23 protein-coding genes are annotated in these 21,815 nt (G+C 37.8%); 6 read left to right on the top strand and 17 right to left on the bottom strand.

The window, feature by feature from the left end; translation table 11 throughout:
* Nucleotides 1-12: 12 nt before the first annotated feature.
* Entirely contained in the window at nucleotides 13-801 is a 789-nt protein-coding gene (locus tag F5ESL0263_RS00835) for a DUF4931 domain-containing protein (RefSeq protein ID WP_122034123.1), read from the bottom strand.
* A 111-nt stretch (nucleotides 802-912) separates the two neighbouring features.
* Between F5ESL0263_RS00835 and F5ESL0263_RS00830 the strand changes: the two genes are divergently transcribed.
* Together F5ESL0263_RS00830 and F5ESL0263_RS00825 are read left to right on the top strand one after the other, a co-directional pair.
* Complete coding sequence (locus F5ESL0263_RS00830; RefSeq protein ID WP_122034122.1) at nucleotides 913-2,124, top strand: L,D-transpeptidase family protein; 1,212 nt, start codon at nucleotides 913-915, stop codon at nucleotides 2,122-2,124.
* A 118-nt stretch (nucleotides 2,125-2,242) separates the two neighbouring features.
* On the top strand, nucleotides 2,243-2,659 hold the full coding sequence (locus tag F5ESL0263_RS00825; protein WP_147441548.1) for a hypothetical protein: 417 nt from the start codon (nucleotides 2,243-2,245) through the stop codon (nucleotides 2,657-2,659).
* 135 nt (nucleotides 2,660-2,794) lie between these two features.
* Here F5ESL0263_RS00825 and F5ESL0263_RS00820 read toward each other — a convergent pair whose 3' ends face one another.
* Entirely contained in the window at nucleotides 2,795-5,332 is a 2,538-nt protein-coding gene (locus tag F5ESL0263_RS00820) for a M1 family metallopeptidase (protein ID WP_122034118.1), read from the bottom strand.
* A gap of 158 nt (nucleotides 5,333-5,490) precedes the next feature.
* Here F5ESL0263_RS00820 and F5ESL0263_RS00815 point away from each other — a divergent pair, with 158 nt between their 5' ends.
* Entirely contained in the window at nucleotides 5,491-5,856 is a 366-nt protein-coding gene (locus F5ESL0263_RS00815; RefSeq protein WP_046305909.1) for an aggregation promoting factor surface protein, read from the top strand.
* 58 nt (nucleotides 5,857-5,914) lie between these two features.
* Here the strand turns inward: F5ESL0263_RS00815 and F5ESL0263_RS00810 are convergent, their stop codons facing one another.
* From F5ESL0263_RS00810 to F5ESL0263_RS00775, 8 genes are all read right to left on the bottom strand, one after another.
* Nucleotides 5,915-6,439 (bottom strand): hypothetical protein, encoded by a 525-nt coding sequence (locus F5ESL0263_RS00810; RefSeq protein ID WP_122034116.1) that lies wholly within the window; start codon nucleotides 6,437-6,439, stop codon nucleotides 5,915-5,917.
* Nucleotides 6,440-6,509: 70 nt separating this feature from the next.
* Nucleotides 6,510-6,776: a hypothetical protein gene (locus tag F5ESL0263_RS00805; RefSeq protein WP_147441547.1), complete on the bottom strand. Its 267-nt coding sequence runs from the start codon at nucleotides 6,774-6,776 to the stop codon at nucleotides 6,510-6,512.
* 172 nt (nucleotides 6,777-6,948) lie between these two features.
* Nucleotides 6,949-7,764, bottom strand: a complete 816-nt coding sequence (locus F5ESL0263_RS00800) for an alpha/beta hydrolase (RefSeq protein ID WP_122034113.1) — start codon at nucleotides 7,762-7,764, stop codon at nucleotides 6,949-6,951.
* Complete coding sequence (locus F5ESL0263_RS00795; protein ID WP_122034303.1) at nucleotides 7,761-8,531, bottom strand: YibE/F family protein; 771 nt, start codon at nucleotides 8,529-8,531, stop codon at nucleotides 7,761-7,763. Before F5ESL0263_RS00795 ends, F5ESL0263_RS00800 begins: the two co-directional genes overlap by 4 nt.
* Nucleotides 8,528-9,610, bottom strand: a complete 1,083-nt coding sequence (locus F5ESL0263_RS00790) for a YibE/F family protein (protein ID WP_370448830.1) — start codon at nucleotides 9,608-9,610, stop codon at nucleotides 8,528-8,530. Before F5ESL0263_RS00790 ends, F5ESL0263_RS00795 begins: the two co-directional genes overlap by 4 nt.
* Before the next feature lie 163 nt (nucleotides 9,611-9,773).
* Nucleotides 9,774-10,553 carry a transcriptional regulator gene (locus F5ESL0263_RS00785; protein WP_122034109.1) on the bottom strand — a complete coding sequence of 260 codons (780 nt, stop codon included), beginning with the start codon at nucleotides 10,551-10,553 and terminating at the stop codon, nucleotides 9,774-9,776.
* 27 nt (nucleotides 10,554-10,580) lie between these two features.
* Nucleotides 10,581-11,666 (bottom strand): D-alanine--D-alanine ligase family protein, encoded by a 1,086-nt coding sequence (locus tag F5ESL0263_RS00780; protein ID WP_122034107.1) that lies wholly within the window; start codon nucleotides 11,664-11,666, stop codon nucleotides 10,581-10,583.
* A 229-nt stretch (nucleotides 11,667-11,895) separates the two neighbouring features.
* A complete protein-coding gene (locus F5ESL0263_RS00775) occupies nucleotides 11,896-12,942 on the bottom strand; it encodes a helveticin J family class III bacteriocin (protein ID WP_122034105.1) in 1,047 nt (348 codons plus the stop codon).
* 125 nt (nucleotides 12,943-13,067) lie between these two features.
* On the opposite strand from F5ESL0263_RS00775, the gene F5ESL0263_RS00770 reads away from it, so the two are divergent.
* Nucleotides 13,068-14,054, top strand: a complete 987-nt coding sequence (locus F5ESL0263_RS00770; RefSeq protein WP_122034103.1) for a CAP domain-containing protein — start codon at nucleotides 13,068-13,070, stop codon at nucleotides 14,052-14,054.
* Nucleotides 14,055-14,096: 42 nt separating this feature from the next.
* Here the strand turns inward: F5ESL0263_RS00770 and F5ESL0263_RS00765 are convergent, their stop codons facing one another.
* The 6 genes from F5ESL0263_RS00765 to F5ESL0263_RS00740 all read right to left on the bottom strand — a co-directional run bounded on the left by F5ESL0263_RS00765 (nucleotide 14,097) and on the right by F5ESL0263_RS00740 (nucleotide 18,890).
* On the bottom strand, nucleotides 14,097-14,570 hold the full coding sequence (locus tag F5ESL0263_RS00765; protein WP_122034101.1) for a nucleoside 2-deoxyribosyltransferase: 474 nt from the start codon (nucleotides 14,568-14,570) through the stop codon (nucleotides 14,097-14,099).
* Nucleotides 14,571-14,618: 48 nt separating this feature from the next.
* On the bottom strand, nucleotides 14,619-15,446 hold the full coding sequence (locus F5ESL0263_RS00760) for a hypothetical protein (RefSeq protein WP_122034099.1): 828 nt from the start codon (nucleotides 15,444-15,446) through the stop codon (nucleotides 14,619-14,621).
* 11 nt (nucleotides 15,447-15,457) lie between these two features.
* On the bottom strand, nucleotides 15,458-16,141 hold the full coding sequence (locus F5ESL0263_RS00755; protein ID WP_122034098.1) for a TetR/AcrR family transcriptional regulator: 684 nt from the start codon (nucleotides 16,139-16,141) through the stop codon (nucleotides 15,458-15,460).
* A 140-nt stretch (nucleotides 16,142-16,281) separates the two neighbouring features.
* Nucleotides 16,282-17,262, bottom strand: coding sequence for a ribose-phosphate pyrophosphokinase (locus tag F5ESL0263_RS00750; RefSeq protein WP_122034096.1), 981 nt, complete (start codon nucleotides 17,260-17,262; stop codon nucleotides 16,282-16,284).
* A 129-nt stretch (nucleotides 17,263-17,391) separates the two neighbouring features.
* Nucleotides 17,392-18,048, bottom strand: coding sequence for an alpha/beta fold hydrolase (locus F5ESL0263_RS00745; protein ID WP_046305893.1), 657 nt, complete (start codon nucleotides 18,046-18,048; stop codon nucleotides 17,392-17,394).
* Complete coding sequence (locus F5ESL0263_RS00740; protein WP_122034094.1) at nucleotides 18,045-18,890, bottom strand: glycosyltransferase family 2 protein; 846 nt, start codon at nucleotides 18,888-18,890, stop codon at nucleotides 18,045-18,047. Before F5ESL0263_RS00740 ends, F5ESL0263_RS00745 begins: the two co-directional genes overlap by 4 nt.
* A 141-nt stretch (nucleotides 18,891-19,031) precedes the next feature.
* Here F5ESL0263_RS00740 and F5ESL0263_RS00735 point away from each other — a divergent pair, with 141 nt between their 5' ends.
* On the top strand, nucleotides 19,032-19,997 hold the full coding sequence (locus tag F5ESL0263_RS00735; protein ID WP_122034092.1) for a DUF1002 domain-containing protein: 966 nt from the start codon (nucleotides 19,032-19,034) through the stop codon (nucleotides 19,995-19,997).
* Here F5ESL0263_RS00735 and F5ESL0263_RS00730 read toward each other — a convergent pair whose 3' ends face one another.
* Nucleotides 19,998-20,798 carry a ribonuclease H family protein gene (locus tag F5ESL0263_RS00730; RefSeq protein WP_122034091.1) on the bottom strand — a complete coding sequence of 267 codons (801 nt, stop codon included), beginning with the start codon at nucleotides 20,796-20,798 and terminating at the stop codon, nucleotides 19,998-20,000. It lies immediately after the preceding gene.
* Between the two features lie 72 nt (nucleotides 20,799-20,870).
* On the opposite strand from F5ESL0263_RS00730, the gene F5ESL0263_RS00725 reads away from it, so the two are divergent.
* A complete protein-coding gene (locus F5ESL0263_RS00725) occupies nucleotides 20,871-21,803 on the top strand; it encodes an alpha/beta hydrolase (protein ID WP_122034089.1) in 933 nt (310 codons plus the stop codon).
* Nucleotides 21,804-21,815: the final 12 nt, after the last annotated feature.

The raw sequence follows: 21,815 nt of genomic DNA, 5'->3' as shown, positions 1-21,815 counted from the left end.
ATATGCTTTTTCCTAATCCTGTTCTTCTTCAAAAAAGGCTCTAAATTGCTCGGCCTCTTGGAGCAATTTTTCACGATTATCGACCTGCGGTAGCTTATAACCCACAAAATAAGGTGAAGCAGCAAATCGTGCAATTAGCTTAGCACAAATTTTGCCTCTTTCACGCGGATAAAAGAATAAATTATAGGAATCACAACGCCCCTTCGACACCACATTTAACATGTACTTGGTTCCCGCTTGAATCCAGTCTGCCCATAGGTCAACACTAGACAAATCACATAAATTAAGATTTAATTCAACATAGCCGTGAATTGGCGCAGTTGAAACGTTAACCTCAACTCCAGCTTCATCAAAGAGTGTTATACCCTTAAAATTAGCTTCATCAATGTACCGATAGCCGTCTTGCTTTTCAAGTCCAACAATCTGCATGTGTGGGTGCACAAGTGAGCCGCCTGAATTTGGGCCAAAGTTCTTGTACCATAAAACGGATTGGAACCGTTTTTGCGCCCTCATCTTATTAAAACAGTTCAAGGAAAACTGGATTAATTGTCGATTGAACGCTTTAGAATAGGTCGCAATATCACCATGATGATCACTCGACTCAATTAGAACAGTTTGAACCGTATCACGTAGCGTTGGATACTTATTACGCAACCAGATCATGTCACCATTTTTTTGATAGATATTTTCTAGGCTGTCAACTTCACAAAATGGACAGCCCGAATTATTCTTTACTTTACGATATGAATTAGGTTTATTTTTTGCAATATTTACATCAAAAATTAACGGGTCACTATCCATCATATCCTCCAAAAAATTCTATCTTATCTATTGCATTTTACTAGCGCCGCAATAGATGATAAACTGAAACCGCAATTATTTTATAAAAAGTTATTTATAGTGGGTAAAATTATGCAATCTAGAAAAGACTTAAAGAAACACAACAATCGCAACAACTTTTATTTAATTATGGTTGGCATCTTCATGATTTTAGCAGTTGTCTTTGGTGTTATTTTATATAACCGGCACGTTGAATCGCAAAAGGCCGCCAAAGAATTTGCTATTACTCATTTTAACCCTAATGTAACCATTTATGGTGTAAAAGTAGGAAATCTAACTGTTGATAAAGCAACGAATAAAGTTAATGCAAAAGCTAACAATATGGTTGTGTTGGAAAAAGGTAAGGTTTCAATTGAACGCGATCCCAAGCTTAAAACCATCCAGCGCGAAGAAGTTAAAAAATATTTCGATAAACAGCACACGACAATGCCTGATAAACGAAATTTTGACTACAAATACACAGATCTTGCAGCAGCTAATGATGCGCTTAAAAATGTTAGTCAAGCAAAATTGAATTATCAAATCGCTGGCAAGTCATACAAATTGCAGGCCCGCGACTTGCTTAACGAAGTTACTTTCAAACAAGGCAAGTTTAACTTCATTAACTCCGAAAACTTAACTGCCAAACTTAACCAGATTGACCAGGAAGTCACAACCTTGCACAAGAGTTATAAATTTACTGTTCCGGTCAAGAAAAAATTGAATGGCAAGGAAATTACCGTTAAAAATGAAAGTTATGGCTGGGGTGTTAACGTTAAAAAAGCACAAGCAGCAATTGAACAAGCATTCTTAACTGGTAAAACCAAATTAGATGGTAAAGACTATCTTTACGGTCTAGGTTACAGTACCTACGGTCTCGGCTATGGTCAAAATAATCATGGCATTGGTGACGACTATATTGTTGTTTCCTTGAAAAAGCAGGCGCTTTGGATCGTCAAAAAGGGAAAATTGGTTGTTTATCTAAACGATGTGGTTACAGGAACCGAAAATGGCGGTAAGGGCAACAGAACTCCTACTGGCGTTTGGTACATTCACTATAAAGAATCCCCATCTGTTCTTCGTGGACGTAACAATGATGGTTCAAAATATGCATCACCAGTTAAATATTGGATGCCATTTACCTTAAGTGGTTGTGGCCTGCACGACGCAAGCTGGCGTGGTGATTGGACTAAAACCGCCTACCTCCGTGGTGGTTCACACGGTTGCGTTAACATTAAACCAGCTGAAGCGAAAAAAGTTTGGCGTAACGTAACTAAACATGAACCAGTGATTGTTTATGATTAGAGTTATACCAAACTGTCCTCGTGGATGACATGGCTATGCCACTTTAAGCGGTAAAGTTGATAGCTTCTTAGGAGATATAATATTTCCAAGCATCGACCTTTAAACAGGAATGATAAAAATGAATGATGAACAATTTTTAAAATTAAGAGAGATACTAGATTTTTTTGAAAAACAAGCTCCGACAGCTATTATTGAAGAGAATGTAAATAGCGTTGAAAATTATAAGGCAAAATCTGTTGATGAGTATAATAGAGCCAAAAGATATCTCGGCGAAAATAATAATTCGTTTAAATCTTTTCATGTAAGTGTGGATTCAGCAAAAGATTTCTTGCTTTTATTGAATTTGCTGGGTGCAATACATGCAAATTTTAATATATGTTCAAAGCCTTTTATAATAGAAGGGGAAGAAAGCAGTAAGTCGTTAAAAGAAGAGAACGACTATTTTAACAATTGGATGGAGTGTTTTTCAAACTATGAATTTGTAATAGTTAATTTTGACGAAACTGCTTTAGACCATGATCAATATTATGGCTAATTTCATTAATTCATTAAAAAAGGCAGTAAAAAAAGTGGCCCCCAAATTTAGGACAAATTTGGGGGCCACTTTATTTAGCATTGCTTTTCTTTTATCTAAAAATCATGACGCGATCGCCAATATTTCTGAATGAAACTATTTAGTAATAGCTTCCTTAATCTTCTGGTTAACAACTGTCTGTTCTTTAGTTACTAAGTCAGCCTTAGTAGCAATAACCTTAGTATCCATTTGAATCTCTCGGCCTAAACCAGGTTGATCAATTTTTGGTTCAAAGAAAGTAGTGAATTCCTCTAAACGAGCTGGAGTATGGAATGCTTTTGCCGTAACAGTTATGAAACTGGTAAATTCCATATCACCACCGATAGTCTTTTCAAGCCAAGCCCATTCAGCACGAATCCAATCCCAAGCTAATTGCTCACCTTGCTTGTTAGAAAGAACTGAGAAGTACCATGAGCGCAAGTCTTGTGGTTTGATAATGTCATTGTTTTCAAAGTTATCAACAATTTGCTTAAGGTCTTCCTTGTCCTGAGTTGAAGTTATGGCTGCCATAAGGTCTTGCTTAAAGTATGGATCAACTGCGGTTTGATATTCTTTAACTAGGCGTTCAATAAGCTCTGAACTGTGATAGTTTTTAGCTTCATTAATCAAAACATATGGTCGAACCGAAGCTTCAATCTTAATTAAGTCTGCCTCGTTTTGGACAAAGATTTGGTGACCTGCTTTTATCACAGCTGGGTTGCCAGCATATAAAGCAGCTGATAATTCAGTTGGACGAATTTGTAGCTCATCAGCAGTATCTGTTTCTTTAGCTTCCCAGCCAAGACGTTCTACTTGTTTACTTGAAAGTTGATCAGTAAATTGCTTTAAGTTCTTTTCTTCATCAGAATCTGGTGTGACAAACTTACGTAAACTAGCTACAGCACTGAATAAAGCACCAATTACGATGTTAGAATCAGAGTCAGCGAATTTTGGTAACAATGGTACGATTTCTGCATATGAAATCTGGTTGCCTTGAGCTAAAAGACCCAAATCTTGCAATAATTGTAATTGATCAACAGGCTTTAAATCGTCAACTTCAGCAATAATATCAGCCATCAGCGTTTCATCGTAGTTAACGATGAAGTGTGAGCTATTACCAACATTAAGGCGTAGTGCATGGCCTGCTTTTGCACGTAAGTCACTATAATCACCTAGATCGAGTTCTCTATCAGACATAATCTGAGGCGCGTCAAAGTTTGCATTTAGCGGAATTGCCCACTTGCGGCCAACTTCCTTACCTTCACCAGCAAAGAACTGCTTCTGTGCTAAGATCAAATGACCATTTGCGTCAACTTTAGCACTAACTACAGGGTAACCAGGTTGATCCAACCAAGTATGCATAATTTTGCCAATGTCCAAATCAGTTGCAGTTGATAAGGCATCCCAAAGATCGTCACCAGTTGCATTGCCAAACTTGTGTTGGTCGAAATAATATTTGAGGCCTTTACGTAAGGCATCATCGCCAAGCAATGCTCTTACCATTACAAGCATTCTTGAGCCCTTAGCGTAAACAATTGCACTGTCAAAAATCGAATCAATATCAGCTGGATGTTCTACTTCAACGTGAACCGATTGAACACCATCAGTTGCATCACGGTTTAAAGCGGCTGGCACTTCAGAAACCTGGTATGTGTTATCCCAAACGTGCCATTCAGGTTCAAGTGCATCAACTGAGACGTATTCCATCATGTTGGCAAAACTTTCATTAAGCCACAGGTCATCCCACCACTTCATTGTAACCAAGTCACCAAACCATTGGTGAGCCAGTTCGTGAGCAATTACAGTTGCAACATATGCTTTTTGGTCAGCAGTTGCATTATCTGGATCAAGTAAAATTGCTGCCTCACGGTAAGTAATTAGACCCCAGTTTTCCATCGCACCAGCTGAAAAGTCTGGCAATGCAAGTTGCCAAGAATGTGGTAATGGATACTTAGTTTGATAGAATTCTTCATAAAATTCAATTGCTCGCTTAGCAATGTCTAAAGCAAAGTCTAATTCTTTTGCTTGGTGTGCCTTTGTTGCAAAGACACCAACTTTTACACCATCTTTGGTTTCAGTCATTTTAGATTGTAATTCACCAAATGCAAAAGCAATTAGATAGCTAGACATTCTAACGGTTTTTTCAAAGTAGTGTACACCGTCTTCAACCTTAATTTCAGGCATGTTAGCAATAGTTGTTTCGCCTTCATGTTCATCATATTTCAGTGCTAAAGAAAAAGTAGCCTTAGCTTCTGGTTCATCAACACATGGAAAAGCTTGACGAGCAGAGGTTGTTTCAAATTGTGTACCAATTATCTGCTTCTTAACCCCATCTACTGTGTAATATGACGGATAAATACCCATCATGGTATCAGTTAATGGAGCAGAATACTTAATTTCAACTTCTGTCTTACCGGTCTTACCCAAATCTATTTTAATTGCTTCTTTTTCATCATCGACTGTAAAAGGAACCTCTTGGCCTTCGCTAGTCACTGAAGCAATCGTCAGGTATTTTTGATTGACCATGATTGAATCCTCAATGGCCTCACCAGTAATTGTAGTAGTACCTTTAATTGTCTTCTGTTCCCGGTTTACCTCAATATAGAGATCATAATGCTCGGGATGGAAAGTTTCATAAAAATGTTTTACTGTCATTGTCTGCCTCCTAATATAGCAATATAACAAATTTTACCAAAACTATTAGGAAATAACATTAAAACTCGTTTGTAAGGTTTGCGTGTTTGTTTTGTAACAACAATGAAATATTGCTTGTGTAGTATTATCAGTATCAATAAATCAAGTTTGAATAGGGAATGAAGAAATTGAAAAAAAGTAAAAGTATCATTTTAAAGTTAGTCGCCGCGTTAGCCTTATCGTTTGGCTTTACTACAATTGCACAAGTAACTACTGATCACTCTGGTGTTCAAACGGTTCAAGCTGCCAAAAAGCTATCAGGTGCTGAACGTGCTGCAAAAAACTGGATTGCGATGCGTGAATCTGGTGGTAACTACTATGCTAGAAATGGTGTTTGTTACGGTAAATATCAATTAAATATCAACTACTTAAAAGGTAATTTATCACCAAAGAATCAAGAACGTGTTGCTGATAACTACGTATATGGTCGTTACGGTTCATGGGTTAACGCCAAGAACTTCTGGTTAGCTCATCACTGGTATTAAAATTCGTTTCCCAAAAATAAAAAAGTCTAACAATTTGTTAGGCTTTTTTATTTACTATTTATTTGTTGAGCATTTGCTCGATCTCGGCAAAATACTTTTCCCACTGGTTTTCTTTTTGTGTGCCACATTCCTGCTTTAGCAAATACGCTAGCAATTTCTGCTTATCAGGGCGATCAAGAAACAGGTAGCTTTGCGGTATAGTGATTTCAGGCATGACACTACGTAACTGCTCCAGAGTGACCTTTTTCACTGCGCAATAATTGAGAATCGGAATAATGCAGCCATCATTTTTCGGCATAAAATAATCATATATTTCTTCATACTGGTCGTGTTGAATCAACTGGCCAATTTTAGCCAAGGTAGCCGCATCATTTTGAATTAATGAAGGACATTTAATAAACAATTCAATGCCACCATTTTTACCAGTTGTGTACACAAAGGCCTGGAAGCTGTCCTTAAAGAAACGTTTACGGTACTCAATCACCTTTTGACCGATTAAAATTTCGTTTACATATTCTTCATGCATTGATAGTAATAAGGTGGGTAAAAATGGATCGTATACGCTGTTTTCAACTGTCTGCAATATTCTTCTCCCTTAAAAAATAGAAAATAAAAAGCTGTCTCTCATCAATTGAGAACAGCTTTTTTGCTTTTTAAGCTCTGTGTCGTAATAAATGAGCCTTAGCTGGTTCTGCCTTAAGCCAGTTGGCAAAGAAGGCAAAGCCAAAAACCATCAGCGCAATAATTGCAGCCAAGATAAACAAACCATTATTACTGTTCAAAGCAATTGTTTGCTCATCTTTTAAAAAGGCGTCTGACTCATTAACTTGATTGCACAATCCAAAGAATAACATGATTAGACTGCTCAAAGTTAGTACGCCATTAATTGCTGTTAAAACTTTTATTTTCGTTAACTTCAAAAAATCATGTCCTTTCTTTTGATTCAAATATGTGCCATTATATACCCTCAGCAAATAAATGCAATACTCTTCAGCTAAAATAGTCCATTATTTAGGCACTTTTTCAAGTCTATTCTTGTTTATCAATTTAACTTTCCAAGTCAATAAAAAAAGAAGCTAATCGCTTCTTTTTTTACCATTCACTCTTTAACCATTCTTGTGCTAGTTCGAACCAGTGACCAGCATGTGGATTATCTTGCCATTCTCTTCCCTTAACTACCATATCAGTTCGAGCAAGTGAAAAGCCGTGACCACCACGATTGAATATATGAGCTTCACACGGCACATTATGTTCACGTAAAGCTTCAAGGTATTCCAAAGTATTGTTGACGAGCACAATTGGATCATCCCACGCATGAAAAATAAAGGTTGCTGGTGTTTTATCGGTTACACCTAATGCACTATTTTTAACGAAATCATCAGCAGGCACCTTGTCCAATTCATCTTCTGGAATATCAAAGCCAATTTTAGCTAGGTTAATTAGTGGGTAGCCTAGAATAGTCTTATTTGGCAATACCGCTTTACTGGTAAAATTAAATTCTTTTTGGTATTCCGGTGAATTGGCCATGCTATTAGCCAAGCTAGCAACGTGTCCACCGGCCGAAAAGCCAACTGTAACAATTCTTTCCGGATCAATCTCATATTCAGCAGCGTGATCACGGAAGTATTTAACCGTGCTTAAAACATCAAGTCCTGCATCAGGGTATATATCGCCCTCATCTTGAACCAGATTATATTCCATCACTACGCTATTAAAGCCGCAATTATTAAAAGCTAATGCAACCGGCTCACCTTCACGCAAGGATAAATGATCAAAACTACCACCAGGAATAACAATTGCGAGCGGATGTTTAGCGGTTACTAAATCTCCAATCGAATCCAAAGTGTATGTGTGCACGTTAAATGCCCTGTTGTTAAAGTTAGTTAATGTTAAATCTGTTACTTTCATTCTTTTACCTCATGCTTCACCATATTCTTTGCCAAGAAAGCCGTTGATAGGGGTACCGTTAGCAGTACGGCAATCAGCGAGTACATGACAATCAAAATTTCATTAACAAACATCTTTTCGTTGAGAATTTCACCTAAAGTGTAATTTAGCCTAATATACCATAAAAATAGGGATAAAAAGCTACCAAACATTCCAAATAAAATCGTGTTCATTGATGTTCCTAATACATCATTACCTATTTTAGACCCACTCGCCATCAAGTCTTCATGTGAAATTTCCGGATTGTGTTTTTTAATCTCCAATAAGCCAGAGCTCATTGCAACTGCTGCTTCGGCAACCGCACCCAAGGTCGAAAAAATCGCAACAGCGACAGCAATTAATGGGTAGCTTAAGCCTGGCATTTGCGATAAGCCAACCAAAATTTCACCCGCTTCTGGCCCAAGGCCCGCAGCTTGAGCAAGCCATTCACAGCCTAAAATCAGCACACTGACGACTAAGCAGACAATGCAGACAATAAACGAACAGGTAAACGAATTTTTGGCCACCTGATAGTCATGTGTCCCTAGGAAAATAATTGTTACTAATTTTAGTGGAATAAAAATCAAAATCAAAATTGGAATATTAATGCCCCATGAGATTAAAATTGCCAGCAAAATTAATAGCAGTGTGTTAATCAGTACACTGAAAAAGCTTCTAATTCCAGTTTCACCGCCAACGATGGTCATCAGAATTGCTAAAACAATAATTAGTGCCATTAACGTACTCAAATTTGCTTCCACTCCTTTCTCTTTTTCTCTTCCAAAAAGAGAAGACTACAACCTGTCGCAAAGACAACGGTCAACACAATTCCAATGGCCGAAATTACGCTTTGCGTTACGCCAAGTGATAATGTAAAGCCAAAGGTTGAGCTGAGCGTATTATTGTCACGCAAATAAATGATTGTCAGTGGTAATTCTTCTGACATGAAAATCAGCACTAGGACATTGATTAAGGGGCCCATTATTTCCTGTCCCATAGTGCGACCACTTTTGACTAATTGCTTCGCCGTCAGGTCCTTTTTAGTTTGGACCAGTTCATACAGGCTAGAAACGATGTCGGTTGCCTCATCCATAACCGCACCGAGAATTCCCAGCAGTGTTTGCGCCAGGAAAATCCCCCGTGGATCTTGTGTAGCATAATCGCCAGTTTCATATTTGATTTCCGATTCTCCGGTCAAACGCATAATCAAATAGCATAATGCAAAAGAAACAACCGTGCCGAGGATTGTAGCTAACCAGGTCGCCAGCATTTTTTTATTCAAGCCTTGAACAAGAACCAAACTGAAAAAGGAAAAGACAATGTCTGCTAAGCCAAACAGTAGCACGATATACGAACCGTTTAATTTAATATCGGTCATAATCAGCAAGTAAAATAACACCCAACTTAACGCCATTGAACACAGCAAGCCCAGTGCTTTTTTGCCAGAAACGGCCACCATCAATGTCATCATAATCGTTAGTGCAAGTGCAAGTATCCAATCCCTTTTAGGCCCTTGAATAGCAGGATCGTGGTGCTTGATATTAACAAAAATCCGTTGACCCGCCCGATATTTTTGCGTAATCAACTGCGAAGGGTAGTAATAGTTTACCGTGCGGAAAGTTTGCCCCTTGTATTTACCTGATAAAATTTTTAAATGTAAAACTTGCTTTCTTGTTTCATCCTTGTTGTCATACACATCTGTACTTTTTTCGACCAGCGTATCTTTAATTTGCTTATCGCTGATAACGGCAACATCATGCTTAGTATAGATGTCTGTGGCAAAGTATGTACAAGCCGTTAAAATCAAACCAATGATTGCAACAACCATGGCAACAAGATAGCGTCGCTTAATTCTTTTCAATTTGACCATCCTTAAATCTATAATGGTTCTACTCTACCGCAAAAATGGCAATTTGGAATCTTAATTTAGCTTAATAAGTTAAAACTTAATATTAATAAAAAAACGGCTTTAAAAAGTCGTTTTTAATTATTTAGATATCCAAAAATTTTTGCCACCAGTGTGCCTTTTTGGATTCGACCTGCATATCAGTCAAAGTCCGCAAGCCACTATTATTGGCACTTTTTTCGGCATTTTCCTTGGCTTTAGCTAATATTTCTTCATGAACTTCTTCACTTGATTTTTGGCCATCATCGACAACTTGGGCACGCTTCTCCGCAGCCGTTAACGGTTTATCGATATCAGGATCGGCTTGATCAAGTAAGTCCGTTTCATCATCCGTAATAATACCTGAAATATCAGGTAGCCCAGCAAATGCACTTTCACTAGACTCTTTTTGACCTAATTCTTTTTGCTTAGCTAGTAAGTCTTTGTTTTGCTTTTCAATTCGATTCAACTGCTTCTGCAATTTATCAAGTGCCGAATTTTGTTGCACAATTGTCTGCTGTAAAGCCGTTAACAATTTTGCCATTTGCGAAGGCGACATCACTTCTTGTTTTTCCTGCTCAGCTTTTGTTTGAGCAGCCTTCTTAGTTTTATCTTTTTTATCACTAACAGCAAAAATCTGTTGGGCTGCCTCTTGCAGTGTCAGTCCATTATCTTGAGCTAATTTATGAAAGTCCTTGAGGTCTTGTAAATCCTTTTTACTATATAAACGGGCTTTTTGCTTTGTCCGTGCATAATAGTCCGGCTTACCTGTCACTTTTTCAACAATCAATGAATACTTCCGCAAAGTCGGGACACTTATTTTTAATTCCTTAGCAGTAGCAGCAGGTGCAGTTAACTCTTCAAAATCATGCTTATCTTTTGTCATTGATTAATACTCCCAGCACAATCTAATTTAATCATGTTTATGTAGTAGTGTCTTTTTGTGCTCGTAGCGTTCTTGAGCGTACTCAATTAGACGTGTGATTAATTCAGAGTATGGGATACCTGCTTCTTCAAATAACTTAGGGTACATACTAATGTTAGTGAAACCAGGTAGCGCATTGATTTCAGTTAAAATTAGTTGATGATCACTTTCACGCAATGTTGAGTCAACACGTGACAAACCACTACATTCTGTAGCTTGATATACCTTCAAGGCATTTGAACGAACTTTTTCGGTAATATCTGCTGGTAAATCTGCCGGAATCTGCAACATAGTTGTTGAGTCATCATCGTACTTATTTTCATAACTATAAAAAGTACCTTCAGCGTTGATAATTTGACCAACACCAGAAACGATTGGCTTATCATTACCTAGCACAGCAGTTTCAACTTCAGTTCCATGAATTGTTTCTTCAATTAAGACTTTGTCATCATATCTAAAGGCATCTTCCAGTGCGTCATTGAATTCTTGTTCATTAGTTACATGATGAACCCCAACAGAAGAGCCTTGATTAGATGGCTTCACAAACAAGTCGCTACCTAATTTTTCGCTAACTTTTGCATAATTACGCTTATCATTATTCACATCTTCGTATTCAAACCGCTTAATTGAAATCCAGTCAGCAACTGGTACGCCAACGCGTTGAGCCAAGATTTTCGTAAACTCTTTATCCATTGTAACTGCAGATGCCAAAACATCGTCACCAACAAATGGCTTGTCTAGAATACGGAAAAGTCCCTGCAAACAACCATCTTCACCTAAATTGCCGTGAACAATTGGAAAGAAAACATCGATTTCAGGTAAATCAGCCAGCTCAATCAGATTGGAAATGTTCGCGACTTTATGTGGATTTTCTACAGTATACTTGGGATCCTCAAGAACTTTAAATGAGTCTTCCTTACTTGCCAAATAACCGTCATTGGTAATCCAAATTGGACAAACATCAAATTTGTCCTTATCAATTGCATTATAAATATTGTGGCCCGACATAATTGATACTTCATATTCGGAGGAATTGCCACCAAAGATCAGACCAACCTGTGTTTTTCTAGTCATTTATTCTACCTCTTAACTAATGTTTCTAACTTTTTAATTATACGGCAATAAACTTGTAAAAAAGTGTAAATTAAACGATTTTTTGAAAAAATTTCCTTATTTGTTCTCTTTAATGTAAAAAAGCCCCCATTTACTGCGGCTTAAGGAACTTTTATTATGAAACAAGAAAGGTGAATTTACTTATTTTGCTAGTTACTAACTCGCTTTTTAAGTCCAGCCGTAATCTTACTTAATTATTGCTTTTCCACGTAACACGATAAAGTTTGTTGATTTTAGTGGGATTTTTCGCCAAAAATTGCTGATGGTATGCAACTGTTAAATAAACTTCATTATTGCTAATTAACTGTAATCCCTCAAGTTCGGTGTAATAGCCGGGAATTTCTAATGCAGGCTGCTCAGTTAAGTCAACCAGTTCCCAATTAAGCGGATTAGGCTCACGCCACGGAATTTTCACAATTTTTCGATCATGTCCTACCTTGTCGCTAGCTGGCTGGCTAGATATATACAAGTCATTTTGTTCTTTGCCACTTTGATCAAAATAGTGGTTGAGCGCAAAGCCCTGCAACGAGCCAACTTGACCCCTGCTCCCAGACAAATTAGGAATCATAAATGCATCCAGACAGTTAAGCTGAGTAATATCAACGGCTTTATTAGGTGCTTTTGCCTGATCAAGAGCAGCATTAAGCTCATTTAACTGATAGAGCGCAAAATAGCCATTATGATCATTGTCACCGTACGCAATTAGTGCATCTTGTTGATCAGTCGAAACAGCCAGTTCCACCCTTGCAAACTGATTACTGGCACAGCTAATTCCAAACTTATTGCCGGCATGATTTAAGTTGGTTAGGCATGGCACTCTCCTAAGATTAGTTAACGGTCTAAATCGTGGTAACTTTAGACGAGCAATTTGGGAAGACCAACTAGACCAGCCTTGCTGCTGATTCATGTCATTGGGCTTGACCCCAACAAACCATTGTTTCTTTCGCCCAGCATTTTCAAAAGTCTGCGTATGACCTGCTACTTTTTGGGCTATTCGCAAAATTGGCCAGCTTTTTTTAAAAGAAACATTGCGCTCTTTGCGACCGCGGTAAACAAAAGATGCGCCACCGACTTGCTGCAAGGCATACGCATGGTTTTGCCCTACATAAGTCTTTTGGACCACTACTTGACGCAAGTCACGATCGACTGGACCAGTTACCCCGTCCCAATCATCTAAATCACTAATTAATTCAATCTGAATATTATGGGCTTTAGGAATTCTCTGATTAAGCGGCATTATCTTTCTCCTACACTTAAAACATATTGAAATTAGCACCTTTATTTTAGTATTTTGCAAATTTTAGCACTGGTTTGCAAATTTTTGACTTATAATAAATTGAGGATTAGGAGGAATAAAGTAAAGTGTCACGTAAAATCATTTTAATATTAACTAGCTTACTTTGTGTTCTTCCTTTTAACACTAGTGTGGTTAGTGCTGCTGAGTTGACACCAGCTGAAACAGCCAAAATTCAGCAGCTTCGGCAAGACTATAATGCGCTAGACCAGACCACCTTTAATACTACTAATCTTTATGCAGTTAAACCGCAATTTAATCGCAAATTTAAAGAAGGCATACTAGCCCCTGCTTATCTTGAGCAGCAACTGGCTTATATTAACTATTATCGTCAGCTTTTCAGCTTAGAACCAGTTAGTGACAATCATCAAGACAACATTAGTGCTCAAAAAACAGCAGCAGTGTTAGCACTACTTAATGCCAACCCTTTAATTAATCAGCATAATTTACCTTACGAAAAAAAACCGAAAATCGTCAATCGCGGAACTTGGCAAATTGCACGTTCGACCTCTAACGCAGCAAACCTGAACTTTAATACATGCAACCAGTCTGCTGGAGACGTCGTAACGGATTTACTCACTGATTCATACAACCTCTCAGGAACAGATACGGGACATCGCGCCTGGCTACTGTCAACCAGGCTAACTACCATTGGACTTGGTGCAGCTTATGGCAAAAATGGTTATCGTTATTCAGTTCAAAAAGTCATCAATTCGACTGATGCTTTTCGTCTGGCCAGCCAGGCGCAAGTCGCTTATCCAGAAGCAGGTGTTTTTCCCATCGAACTTTTGAAAGGGAAAAACATTGCTTGGTCACTTTATTTTTCTGATCAAGTAATTGAAGGAACTCCGCAAATTACAATAACTGATGAAGACACTGGCATCAGTTATCAAGCTGAAAAAGTTGAAAACTTTAGTGATGCCGGCTATGGTAACTTTCAATCAGTTATTAGCTATTTACCGGGTGATACACCTTTAATTTCCGGACACGAATACCGCGTCGATGTTAGCGGTATCGTCAGCTACCGTTTTAAATTATTTCAGTTAAAACAATAAAAGCACGCTTCCCCTTAATAATGATGGAATCGTGCTTTTTTATTAGAGATATTTTTTAACTGCTTCAAGTAAATCAGCTTCGTTGTTAACAATTGTACCATTAAGTTTAATTAACCCTGTTGTATACAAGTTAACATAATGGAACTGATTCTCGGCAATTTGACCCAATGCCTGTAGCTTTTTCTGGTTACTACTACCCTGTTGACGTGTGTCCGTATAAAGACCGATAATTGGAATTTCTTTTGCATAAGCAACACCAATTTCGCTGGCTACGCCATTATCAATGCTTAACCCGTCAAGAACTGCCACCATCAAATCGCTGGCAAGCAATTTTTCTGTGTCGGCTTGGGCAATCATCTTGGAATCAGCGTAAGCCTGCTTGTCATTGATTGAGTCGTTTTCTTGAGGTAAGTATAAATCAATCGTTTGATCTAATTGTCTAATTTTAGCTGCGAGTTGTGCATTGTAATTAAGTTCTGCCTGAGAAAACAGTGCGTTTGCAAAATAGATTTTCATGTTTGACTCCTTTGGTCATTTTTCAATCACGTATAAATAGCTGAAGCCTTAATTATTAGGAGAAGTAATCTTCCAAGGAATTGCACTGAAAACGTACAAAAGCACGCCAACAATCACAAAATCAAGGAAAATACTGCTGCCAATTTCAAGTAAATAGCCTAAAACTGCAACACCTTCAACATTAATTATAACTGGAATAAGGGCAAATATTCCTGCAACCAGTATTAGCCAAAAGCCTGCCCACATAATTGATGCAGTCGTAACATGTATCAGCATCTTTTTAGTAAAAACTGCTCTTATTTCATTGAATAATGAGCGCAGACTAATTACGGCCATTATCATTAAAACAATATTTAACAATAAAAGACCAAATGCAACATTTCCACCAACAGTGACGGTGTTCAAACTGAATGCATCCATTACTTCATATGGGGCATTACTACCTTGCTTTTTCAATTTTTCTTGTACTAGTTGCGCATCGCTTGATGCGCCCTGGTCAATATTTAAATTGATATCATGCAAAATATCATTAGCCAAAGTTAGCTTGTTTACTTTAAACCAAGGCTTTAAAGTGTAATCAATAATGTGGTCGGCAATTGGTTGTGTCTGCTTAGTTGTTAATAAATTAGCGTCATCAGTTTGCCGCGCCCCAATTTCCTTTGCAAGTGTATTAAAGTGCTTATTGACTTGTCTGACAACCACAACTTGATTGCTATCAGACCTTATTTGTCCTTTCATAAAAAAAGGATTGAGAAAAGTCACTGAGACCATTACCAAGGTTACAATTAATAAAATAATAAATGATAAAGCCTTTTGATATTGGTGCTTTTCTTCCTGAGTGACTCTACGCAAATCTGTTTGCGCACTGCTTGTCATATATGTCCTTTCTAACAGACGATCTCCTTATCTTCATCAAACATTGTATCAATTGCATTGTGAATTGCCTTAATGTCAATTGACTTAATTATCTTATGACCTGCTTCAAGTGCTTTATCTACTTGCTCTTGATTACAATGTAAAAAGCTATACATCAATGAACTAGTAGCATAATCAGCCAACTGTTCTGCAGAAAGATTAAATCGACTGCTATCATGATAGAGGCGTCCAACGCCAGTTACAACAAAAGCAATACCATATTCTACTTCATTAAGATTGAAATGATCTTCGTCAAAAATCTGGTTTTCTTTTACCCAGCTATTGAGCATACTACTCCAGTTATCAAGCGTTTCATTGCTACTGAAAACTTCCGAAATTATTCGCTTTAGTCCCTTGTCATAAATACCGAGCATCGCAACTGTGTAAATAAACGCTTTGGTACGAGCACAAATGTTACCTTCCTTAGTAGGATTGAACTTTTTAACCTGCTCATCCAACGTATTAAGGATATTGCGAACCACATCATCAGTTAATTTTGCTTTATGCGGATAGTAGGACTGAAGAAGCGACTTGGAAATCCCAGATTTTTCTGCAATCATCTGGAAGGATACATTATCCATTCCATTTTCCCTAATCAAATTGAAGGTATTACTTAAAATAATTCGTCTTCTCTTGAAGTTTTTACGTCGTGCCATTTTATGGTTTCTCCGTTCTTACACATTTTGTTCTTATTATATCAGTGTTATGAAATAAATAAACAAAAAGACATCAAAATAGCACAATTATTGCTACGCAAAGGTTTATGCGTACAGTAAAAAGTGTATAAAATGTTAAATTACTTCAAGTCGCTCTCGCTTAATAAGTGCATAGAACGATCATTATAAACATAGTTAATTCCTCGCGCTAGCAGCAAGTCAACTGAAATACGAACCATCCGGTCAGGATAGTGATTATGCTTAATTGTGTCAGTGACAACAATCTGCTCAATTGGTAACTCATTAAGTGTTTCTAGTGCGTCTTGTGAAAGAAGTGCATGAGTTGCAGCAACATAGACCTTATTAGCACCAGCTGCCAAAACAGACTTAGTTGATGAAGAAATTCTTGAACCAGTATCAATCAAGTCGTCAACAATAATACACTTTTTACCCTTAACATCACCAATCATGTCATGAACATCAGCGTCATAGCGTGCACGACGTTGATCAACGATTGCAATTGGGGCATCAAAGAATTGACCAAAATTACGTGCCAATTTTGCGCCTGAGTGATCTGGTGAAACAACAACGATGTCATCCTCTTCTTTAGTTGCAATACCATTGTCAAGGAAGTATTGCGCTAAAAGTGGCATAGCGTGTAAGTGATCAACTGGCACATTGTAGAAGCCTTGAATTTGCGAAGCGTGAAGATCCAAGACAATCAAGTGATCCATACCTGTTATTTGCAGTAAATTAGCAATTAACTTAGCTGTAATTGGTTCACGTGAACGTGTTTTGGTATCTGAACGTGAATATGCTAGGTAAGGGATAACCACGTTAATTCGGTGTGCAGAAGCGCGATGAAGAGCATCTAACACAATCTCAAGTTCCATGAAGTTTTCATTTACTGGATCTTGAATTGACTGGATAACAAAAACGTCACAACCTCTGACACTTTCGCCGATATTAACTTGAATTTCGCCATCGCTAAAATGCTGAACAGCAGTTTCGATTAACGGCTTCTTTAAAATTGTGGCAATCTTTTCATTTAAAGCCGGATTTCCACTTAACCCAATTAACTTCATTGGGTGCATCAACTGAAGAATTTCTTCTTTATTCATAGCTACCTCTTTATTAAAAATACTAACTTTGCAAGACCTATTATAACTAAAAAAAACTACTAATGCCCAGAAAAGGACAAAAATCAAACAAAAAGCCGAAAAAAATCTTCGGCCCTTATATATTGATAACTATTTAAAAAAATCTTCCATTAAATTAAGCAGTTTAAAACTTCTAACTGCATAACTTTCATGCTTTTGGCGTGGCATAATCATTAATTGTCCCTGGGGGATAATTTGACTATACCAGCGAACATGCTCAACTTTAACCCAGTCTTTTTCGCCCACAACGCAATATGTTGGAATTGAAATTGCTTTTAAGCTATCTACTGACATAAAACTTTCGGTCAATTCAACTTCACTATCACGATTGCGTTTTAAAAAGCGCATCACGCCTTCTGTTAAATAATGATACGGTTTAATCCCGTTACCATTGACGAAAACACCAGCTACCATTAACTTCTTAAAAATAGTTTGATCCTGGCTTGCGAGCATCATTGCGACCAAACCACCAGCGTCAAAGCCAAAACAATAGCAGCCCCTAATGTCAACTTGCTTGATAAAAGCAGCGACATCATCAACTTCAGTTTGATAATGCTTGGCAATTTCACCCTCACTTAAACCGTGCCCGCGCATGTCGAGGACATAGACGGTATAGTAAAGGCCAAGTGGCGCAATAATTTGATCAAACATCCCGCCATCAAGGTGATGACCGTGCAAAAGAAGAAGTGGCTCGCCTTTACCAAGCTTGCTGTAATAAAGTTCATTACCATTGACTAGTTCTTTCATCGCTGATCCCTTTCACTTGCCTCAATTAGCTCATGCTTAGTGCCTTTTCCTTTTTTATGCTCTTGCCACAAGCTACGAATCATTGTTCTAATGATGAAGTAATTTGCCTTAAAGTTATCAGGAATCATTTTCAAGTTAAATTTGTGAACCATGCTATCCTTGCGTTGCCAATAATGGTATAGCGGCGTGCTATCGCAATAAAAACCGTCGGTTAGCGCAAGATATTGAACAGTAAAAATCTGGTCCTCCATAAAGGCCAAATCGCTCATAAAATGCAAATGATTATGTTTAACTACAGATAATTTATAACCCTTATTCCACGTATAGCCCTTAACTGGTGTAGCTAAACAATGATTGTCCATCAGTGAACCTAAGGGATTGCCTACTAACTGGTATGTACGCAATTTATTCTTCATACCATGAACATTTTTCTTAGTGGCCGGAATTGACCCTTCTTTATTTTCGTAATCTAACCAAAAACCACAAGATACCATTGCTGCATCAGGATGATCATGAAAAGCGCGAACGAAAAAGGCTGTGTAGCCCGAATCGACCCAATCATCGCCATCATGAAAAGTGAAATATGGTGTATCGACATTTTCAATCCCAACATTACGCGCATCCGAAAGACCGCCATTAGGTTTATTAATTATGTTGAAATAGCGGAATTGATCACGATATTGTTCCGCAATTTTTCTTGTGCTATCAGTTGAGCCATCATTAACAATTAACAATTTGAAGTTTGGATCGTCTTGCTTAGCTAAATGATCAAGCGCACGAGCCAAATATTTTTCAACATTGTAAACTGGCATGATGACAGTTAATTCAGGTTGCTGAATCATCGCACCCCTCCTTTATCGAGTTATATTATACCATCTTAAATATTAAAAATATCGTAAACTACCCGCCTTTAAACTCGATTTTAAACTTTTATAAGCAGCATTTAGTATAATTAATAGCGATAAAAGGAGTTGATTATTTTTATGAAAAAAACAATCTCACTTGTCGCTACAATTACGACACTGTTATTTAGTACTATTGGGTTAGTCAGACCGCAACAAACAGTTAAGGCTGATGACCTACCTGTTGTTTGTCTTGGTTCATCCCTTACAAATAGCCAGCGCAACGGTACTTTAAGTACTCTTAGCGATCCACTAAACGGGGCAAGCTACCAAACTATCAACATTACTGGGGCAGACTTAGTTAAATACCTCAATCCTTCGGGTTCCAACTTTACAACCAATTCTGGTGTTTGGTCCAGTGCGATGATTCAAAAAACAGCGCAAGGTAGTGGTATTAATGTAAGGATTCTTGACTATCAAGGAAGAAATAACATCACCACGATTACAGCCAATCAATACAAGAATGCAGCTGTTACCGCCGGAATTGCAGATGCTAACATCTATGTTACTAGTGCTGTGCCAATTGATGGTTCAGGGGCACTTGCTGGCGTTTACGCTGCCTACAGCAAAACAGGTGAAAATCTTAATCAAAGTCAGGTTAATGCCGCTCAAGATGAGATGGGCACATTAAGCAAAATTACTAAAGAAAACAAAGATAAAGACGGCTATTCTGATGCCCAATTGAACAATGCAGTTGCAGGAGCAAAGCAAGAAATGGGTAAAGTTGGTAACAACATTAGCGATAGCCAAATTCGTGATATCGTCAACAATCAAATCAACATTAACCATTTGGGTGACACAATTAACAACAACCAGAAACAACAAATTATTAATGTTCTAATTGAAATCCGTAATTCTGGTGCGTTAAAAGACAACAAATTCAAAGAACAAGCAGGTGCAGTATCCGCGAATATTAAGAAAAACGCCAAAAATATTTTTGACAAAATTAACACACAAGAAAATCGCAATTGGCTTGAGAGAATGTGGGATAATGTGACCAACTTCTTCAGCCATCTCTTTAGTGGAGCAATTGTTATTAACTTTTAGTTACATTTGATCCATGAACTGATTAAGAGTGTGGTCTACAAATTCATTACCGCGATTATTTGCATGGCCTTTTGTCCATTCAAATTGAGCGTCGGTAAACTGATCTAGTAGTTGATCTAGTTCTTGCCAGCATCCCAAGTTAGCAATTTCGCCTGGCGTGCTCTTCTTCCAGCCACGTTTTTTCCAGCCCTTAAGCCAGCCTTTTGTGATTGGATTTAAGACATACTGTGAATCAAGGACAAATAATAGTGGTTTCTGATTAAAGCCTAATTCAATTAGTTTTTTCAAAGCTTCAATTAGTGCAGTTAATTCCATTTTATTATTGGTTGCGCCAAACTCTCCATTTGAATCATAAGTTGAGCATTTTTTGCCCGCTTCATCCCACTCAATTAAGTAAGCCCAAGCCGCTTTGTCCGTTTTCTTAACGTGACCACCCTTAAAGTTGCCAGTATTGCGGGTCCCGCCGTCCGTGTAAATTGTCGCAAAAAATGCTTCCGTATCTTGCTGTGTATTTACCGAACTCTTAAATTGTTTAGGCTTACGTTCAGCGACCGGTTGTTTTTGCTTAACATCATGGCTAGCCTGCTGAATTTTGGCAATTGCTTGTTTAAGCGAGTCTTCATCTTTTTGAAAGACCTGATCAATAGTTGGTTGATCCCAATCCAAATACTCGGTAGCGTCAGTTACCTTGGTAAAAGATTTATATTCGGCATTAGGATAGCCATCAACTTGTTCTTTGGCCGCTTCCCAGGTGCGATAAACACCTGGTTGGCGGCCTTTTTTTACTGCATAAAATTTCATATGTACCTCAGTCACTAAAATGCGATTAGCAATGTTAGAATATAGATAGTTTAATTTTTTAAGGTGGCATGTATGTTCTTCAATACTAAAAAATATAAGGAAGAAGCAGAGAAAAACCGCAAACTCAATCTAGCAGAAGAGCCAAGTAAATTCAATATGATCTCTTTGGCTATTTTGGCAACAATTGCTCCTTTGCGGATTTTTTTGCGTCTACATAAAAGAAAGATTGAAGATAACGTCACGGTTGAGAATAAACGTGGATCATTTGAACAAGTTCCGATTATCTACTTTCATGGCTTCCGCGGTGGCGATTACACCACTCAAATGATGGTTAAACAAGCCTTAGCAGATAAAGGAGACCCTCATTTTCTCAAGGTAACAGCGGATTTATGGGGTAACTTCAAACTTGAAGGAACTTGGACGGGCGACAAAAACCCAATTGTTCAAGTTGTCTTTCGGCAGCGAATCGTTGGTGTATATGCGATTGACTATTACTTACGGTTTATTTTACCCTTTTTAGCTAAAAGATATCATTTTACGCACTACTCAGCAGTTGCGCATTCATTAGCCTGCCCCTGTATTGTCAGAACGGAAATGCGTAAATACCGGAAAAAGAATTTCCCGCACTTAGCCAAATGCGCTTTTATTGCCGGGCCTTTTGATGGTGTTACTTACATGGGTGATATACCTAACGTAAATGAGCTTAACAGCAACGGACGACCCACTGTCATGAATTTACATTACCTCTACCTCATGCTTCGGCGAAAACATTTCAATTCTAATATTTCCGTCTTGAATATTTATGGTAATGTACTTGATAATACTAACAGCGATAAGTTTATTTCTGTGATTTCCGCCAAGAGCATCCGTTATATTCTGGCTCCTAACGTTAAATCTTACCATGAAGTTGAAATTCGTGGGAAAAAGTACGCCGAACATAGCTGGATGCATGATAATCCACTTGTAATCAACATCATAGATAAATTTATTGGACTAAAAGATTAATTTTTTGGAGGA

Origin of the sequence: Lactobacillus sp. ESL0263, assembly GCF_003692845.1 — a bacterium.
GTDB classification, from domain to species: domain Bacteria; phylum Bacillota; class Bacilli; order Lactobacillales; family Lactobacillaceae; genus Lactobacillus; species Lactobacillus apis.
This window is presented reverse-complemented; position numbering and strand designations above follow the sequence as displayed.

Coding starts and splice junctions, on each gene's coding strand:
- F5ESL0263_RS00835 (WP_122034123.1), bottom strand. CDS start 801: ATGGATAGTGACCCGTTAATTTTTGATGTAAATATTGCAAAAAATAAA.
- F5ESL0263_RS00830 (WP_122034122.1), top strand. CDS start 913: ATGCAATCTAGAAAAGACTTAAAGAAACACAACAATCGCAACAACTTT.
- F5ESL0263_RS00825 (WP_147441548.1), top strand. CDS start 2,243: ATGAATGATGAACAATTTTTAAAATTAAGAGAGATACTAGATTTTTTT.
- F5ESL0263_RS00820 (WP_122034118.1), bottom strand. CDS start 5,332: ATGACAGTAAAACATTTTTATGAAACTTTCCATCCCGAGCATTATGAT.
- F5ESL0263_RS00815 (WP_046305909.1), top strand. CDS start 5,491: ATGAAGAAATTGAAAAAAAGTAAAAGTATCATTTTAAAGTTAGTCGCC.
- F5ESL0263_RS00800 (WP_122034113.1), bottom strand. CDS start 7,764: ATGAAAGTAACAGATTTAACATTAACTAACTTTAACAACAGGGCATTT.
- F5ESL0263_RS00790 (WP_370448830.1), bottom strand. CDS start 9,610: ATGGTTGTTGCAATCATTGGTTTGATTTTAACGGCTTGTACATACTTT.
- F5ESL0263_RS00785 (WP_122034109.1), bottom strand. CDS start 10,553: ATGACAAAAGATAAGCATGATTTTGAAGAGTTAACTGCACCTGCTGCT.
- F5ESL0263_RS00780 (WP_122034107.1), bottom strand. CDS start 11,666: ATGACTAGAAAAACACAGGTTGGTCTGATCTTTGGTGGCAATTCCTCC.
- F5ESL0263_RS00775 (WP_122034105.1), bottom strand. CDS start 12,942: ATGCCGCTTAATCAGAGAATTCCTAAAGCCCATAATATTCAGATTGAA.
- F5ESL0263_RS00765 (WP_122034101.1), bottom strand. CDS start 14,570: ATGAAAATCTATTTTGCAAACGCACTGTTTTCTCAGGCAGAACTTAAT.
- F5ESL0263_RS00760 (WP_122034099.1), bottom strand. CDS start 15,446: ATGACAAGCAGTGCGCAAACAGATTTGCGTAGAGTCACTCAGGAAGAA.
- F5ESL0263_RS00755 (WP_122034098.1), bottom strand. CDS start 16,141: ATGGCACGACGTAAAAACTTCAAGAGAAGACGAATTATTTTAAGTAAT.
- F5ESL0263_RS00750 (WP_122034096.1), bottom strand. CDS start 17,262: ATGAATAAAGAAGAAATTCTTCAGTTGATGCACCCAATGAAGTTAATT.
- F5ESL0263_RS00745 (WP_046305893.1), bottom strand. CDS start 18,048: ATGAAAGAACTAGTCAATGGTAATGAACTTTATTACAGCAAGCTTGGT.
- F5ESL0263_RS00740 (WP_122034094.1), bottom strand. CDS start 18,890: ATGATTCAGCAACCTGAATTAACTGTCATCATGCCAGTTTACAATGTT.
- F5ESL0263_RS00735 (WP_122034092.1), top strand. CDS start 19,032: ATGAAAAAAACAATCTCACTTGTCGCTACAATTACGACACTGTTATTT.
- F5ESL0263_RS00730 (WP_122034091.1), bottom strand. CDS start 20,798: ATGAAATTTTATGCAGTAAAAAAAGGCCGCCAACCAGGTGTTTATCGC.
- F5ESL0263_RS00725 (WP_122034089.1), top strand. CDS start 20,871: ATGTTCTTCAATACTAAAAAATATAAGGAAGAAGCAGAGAAAAACCGC.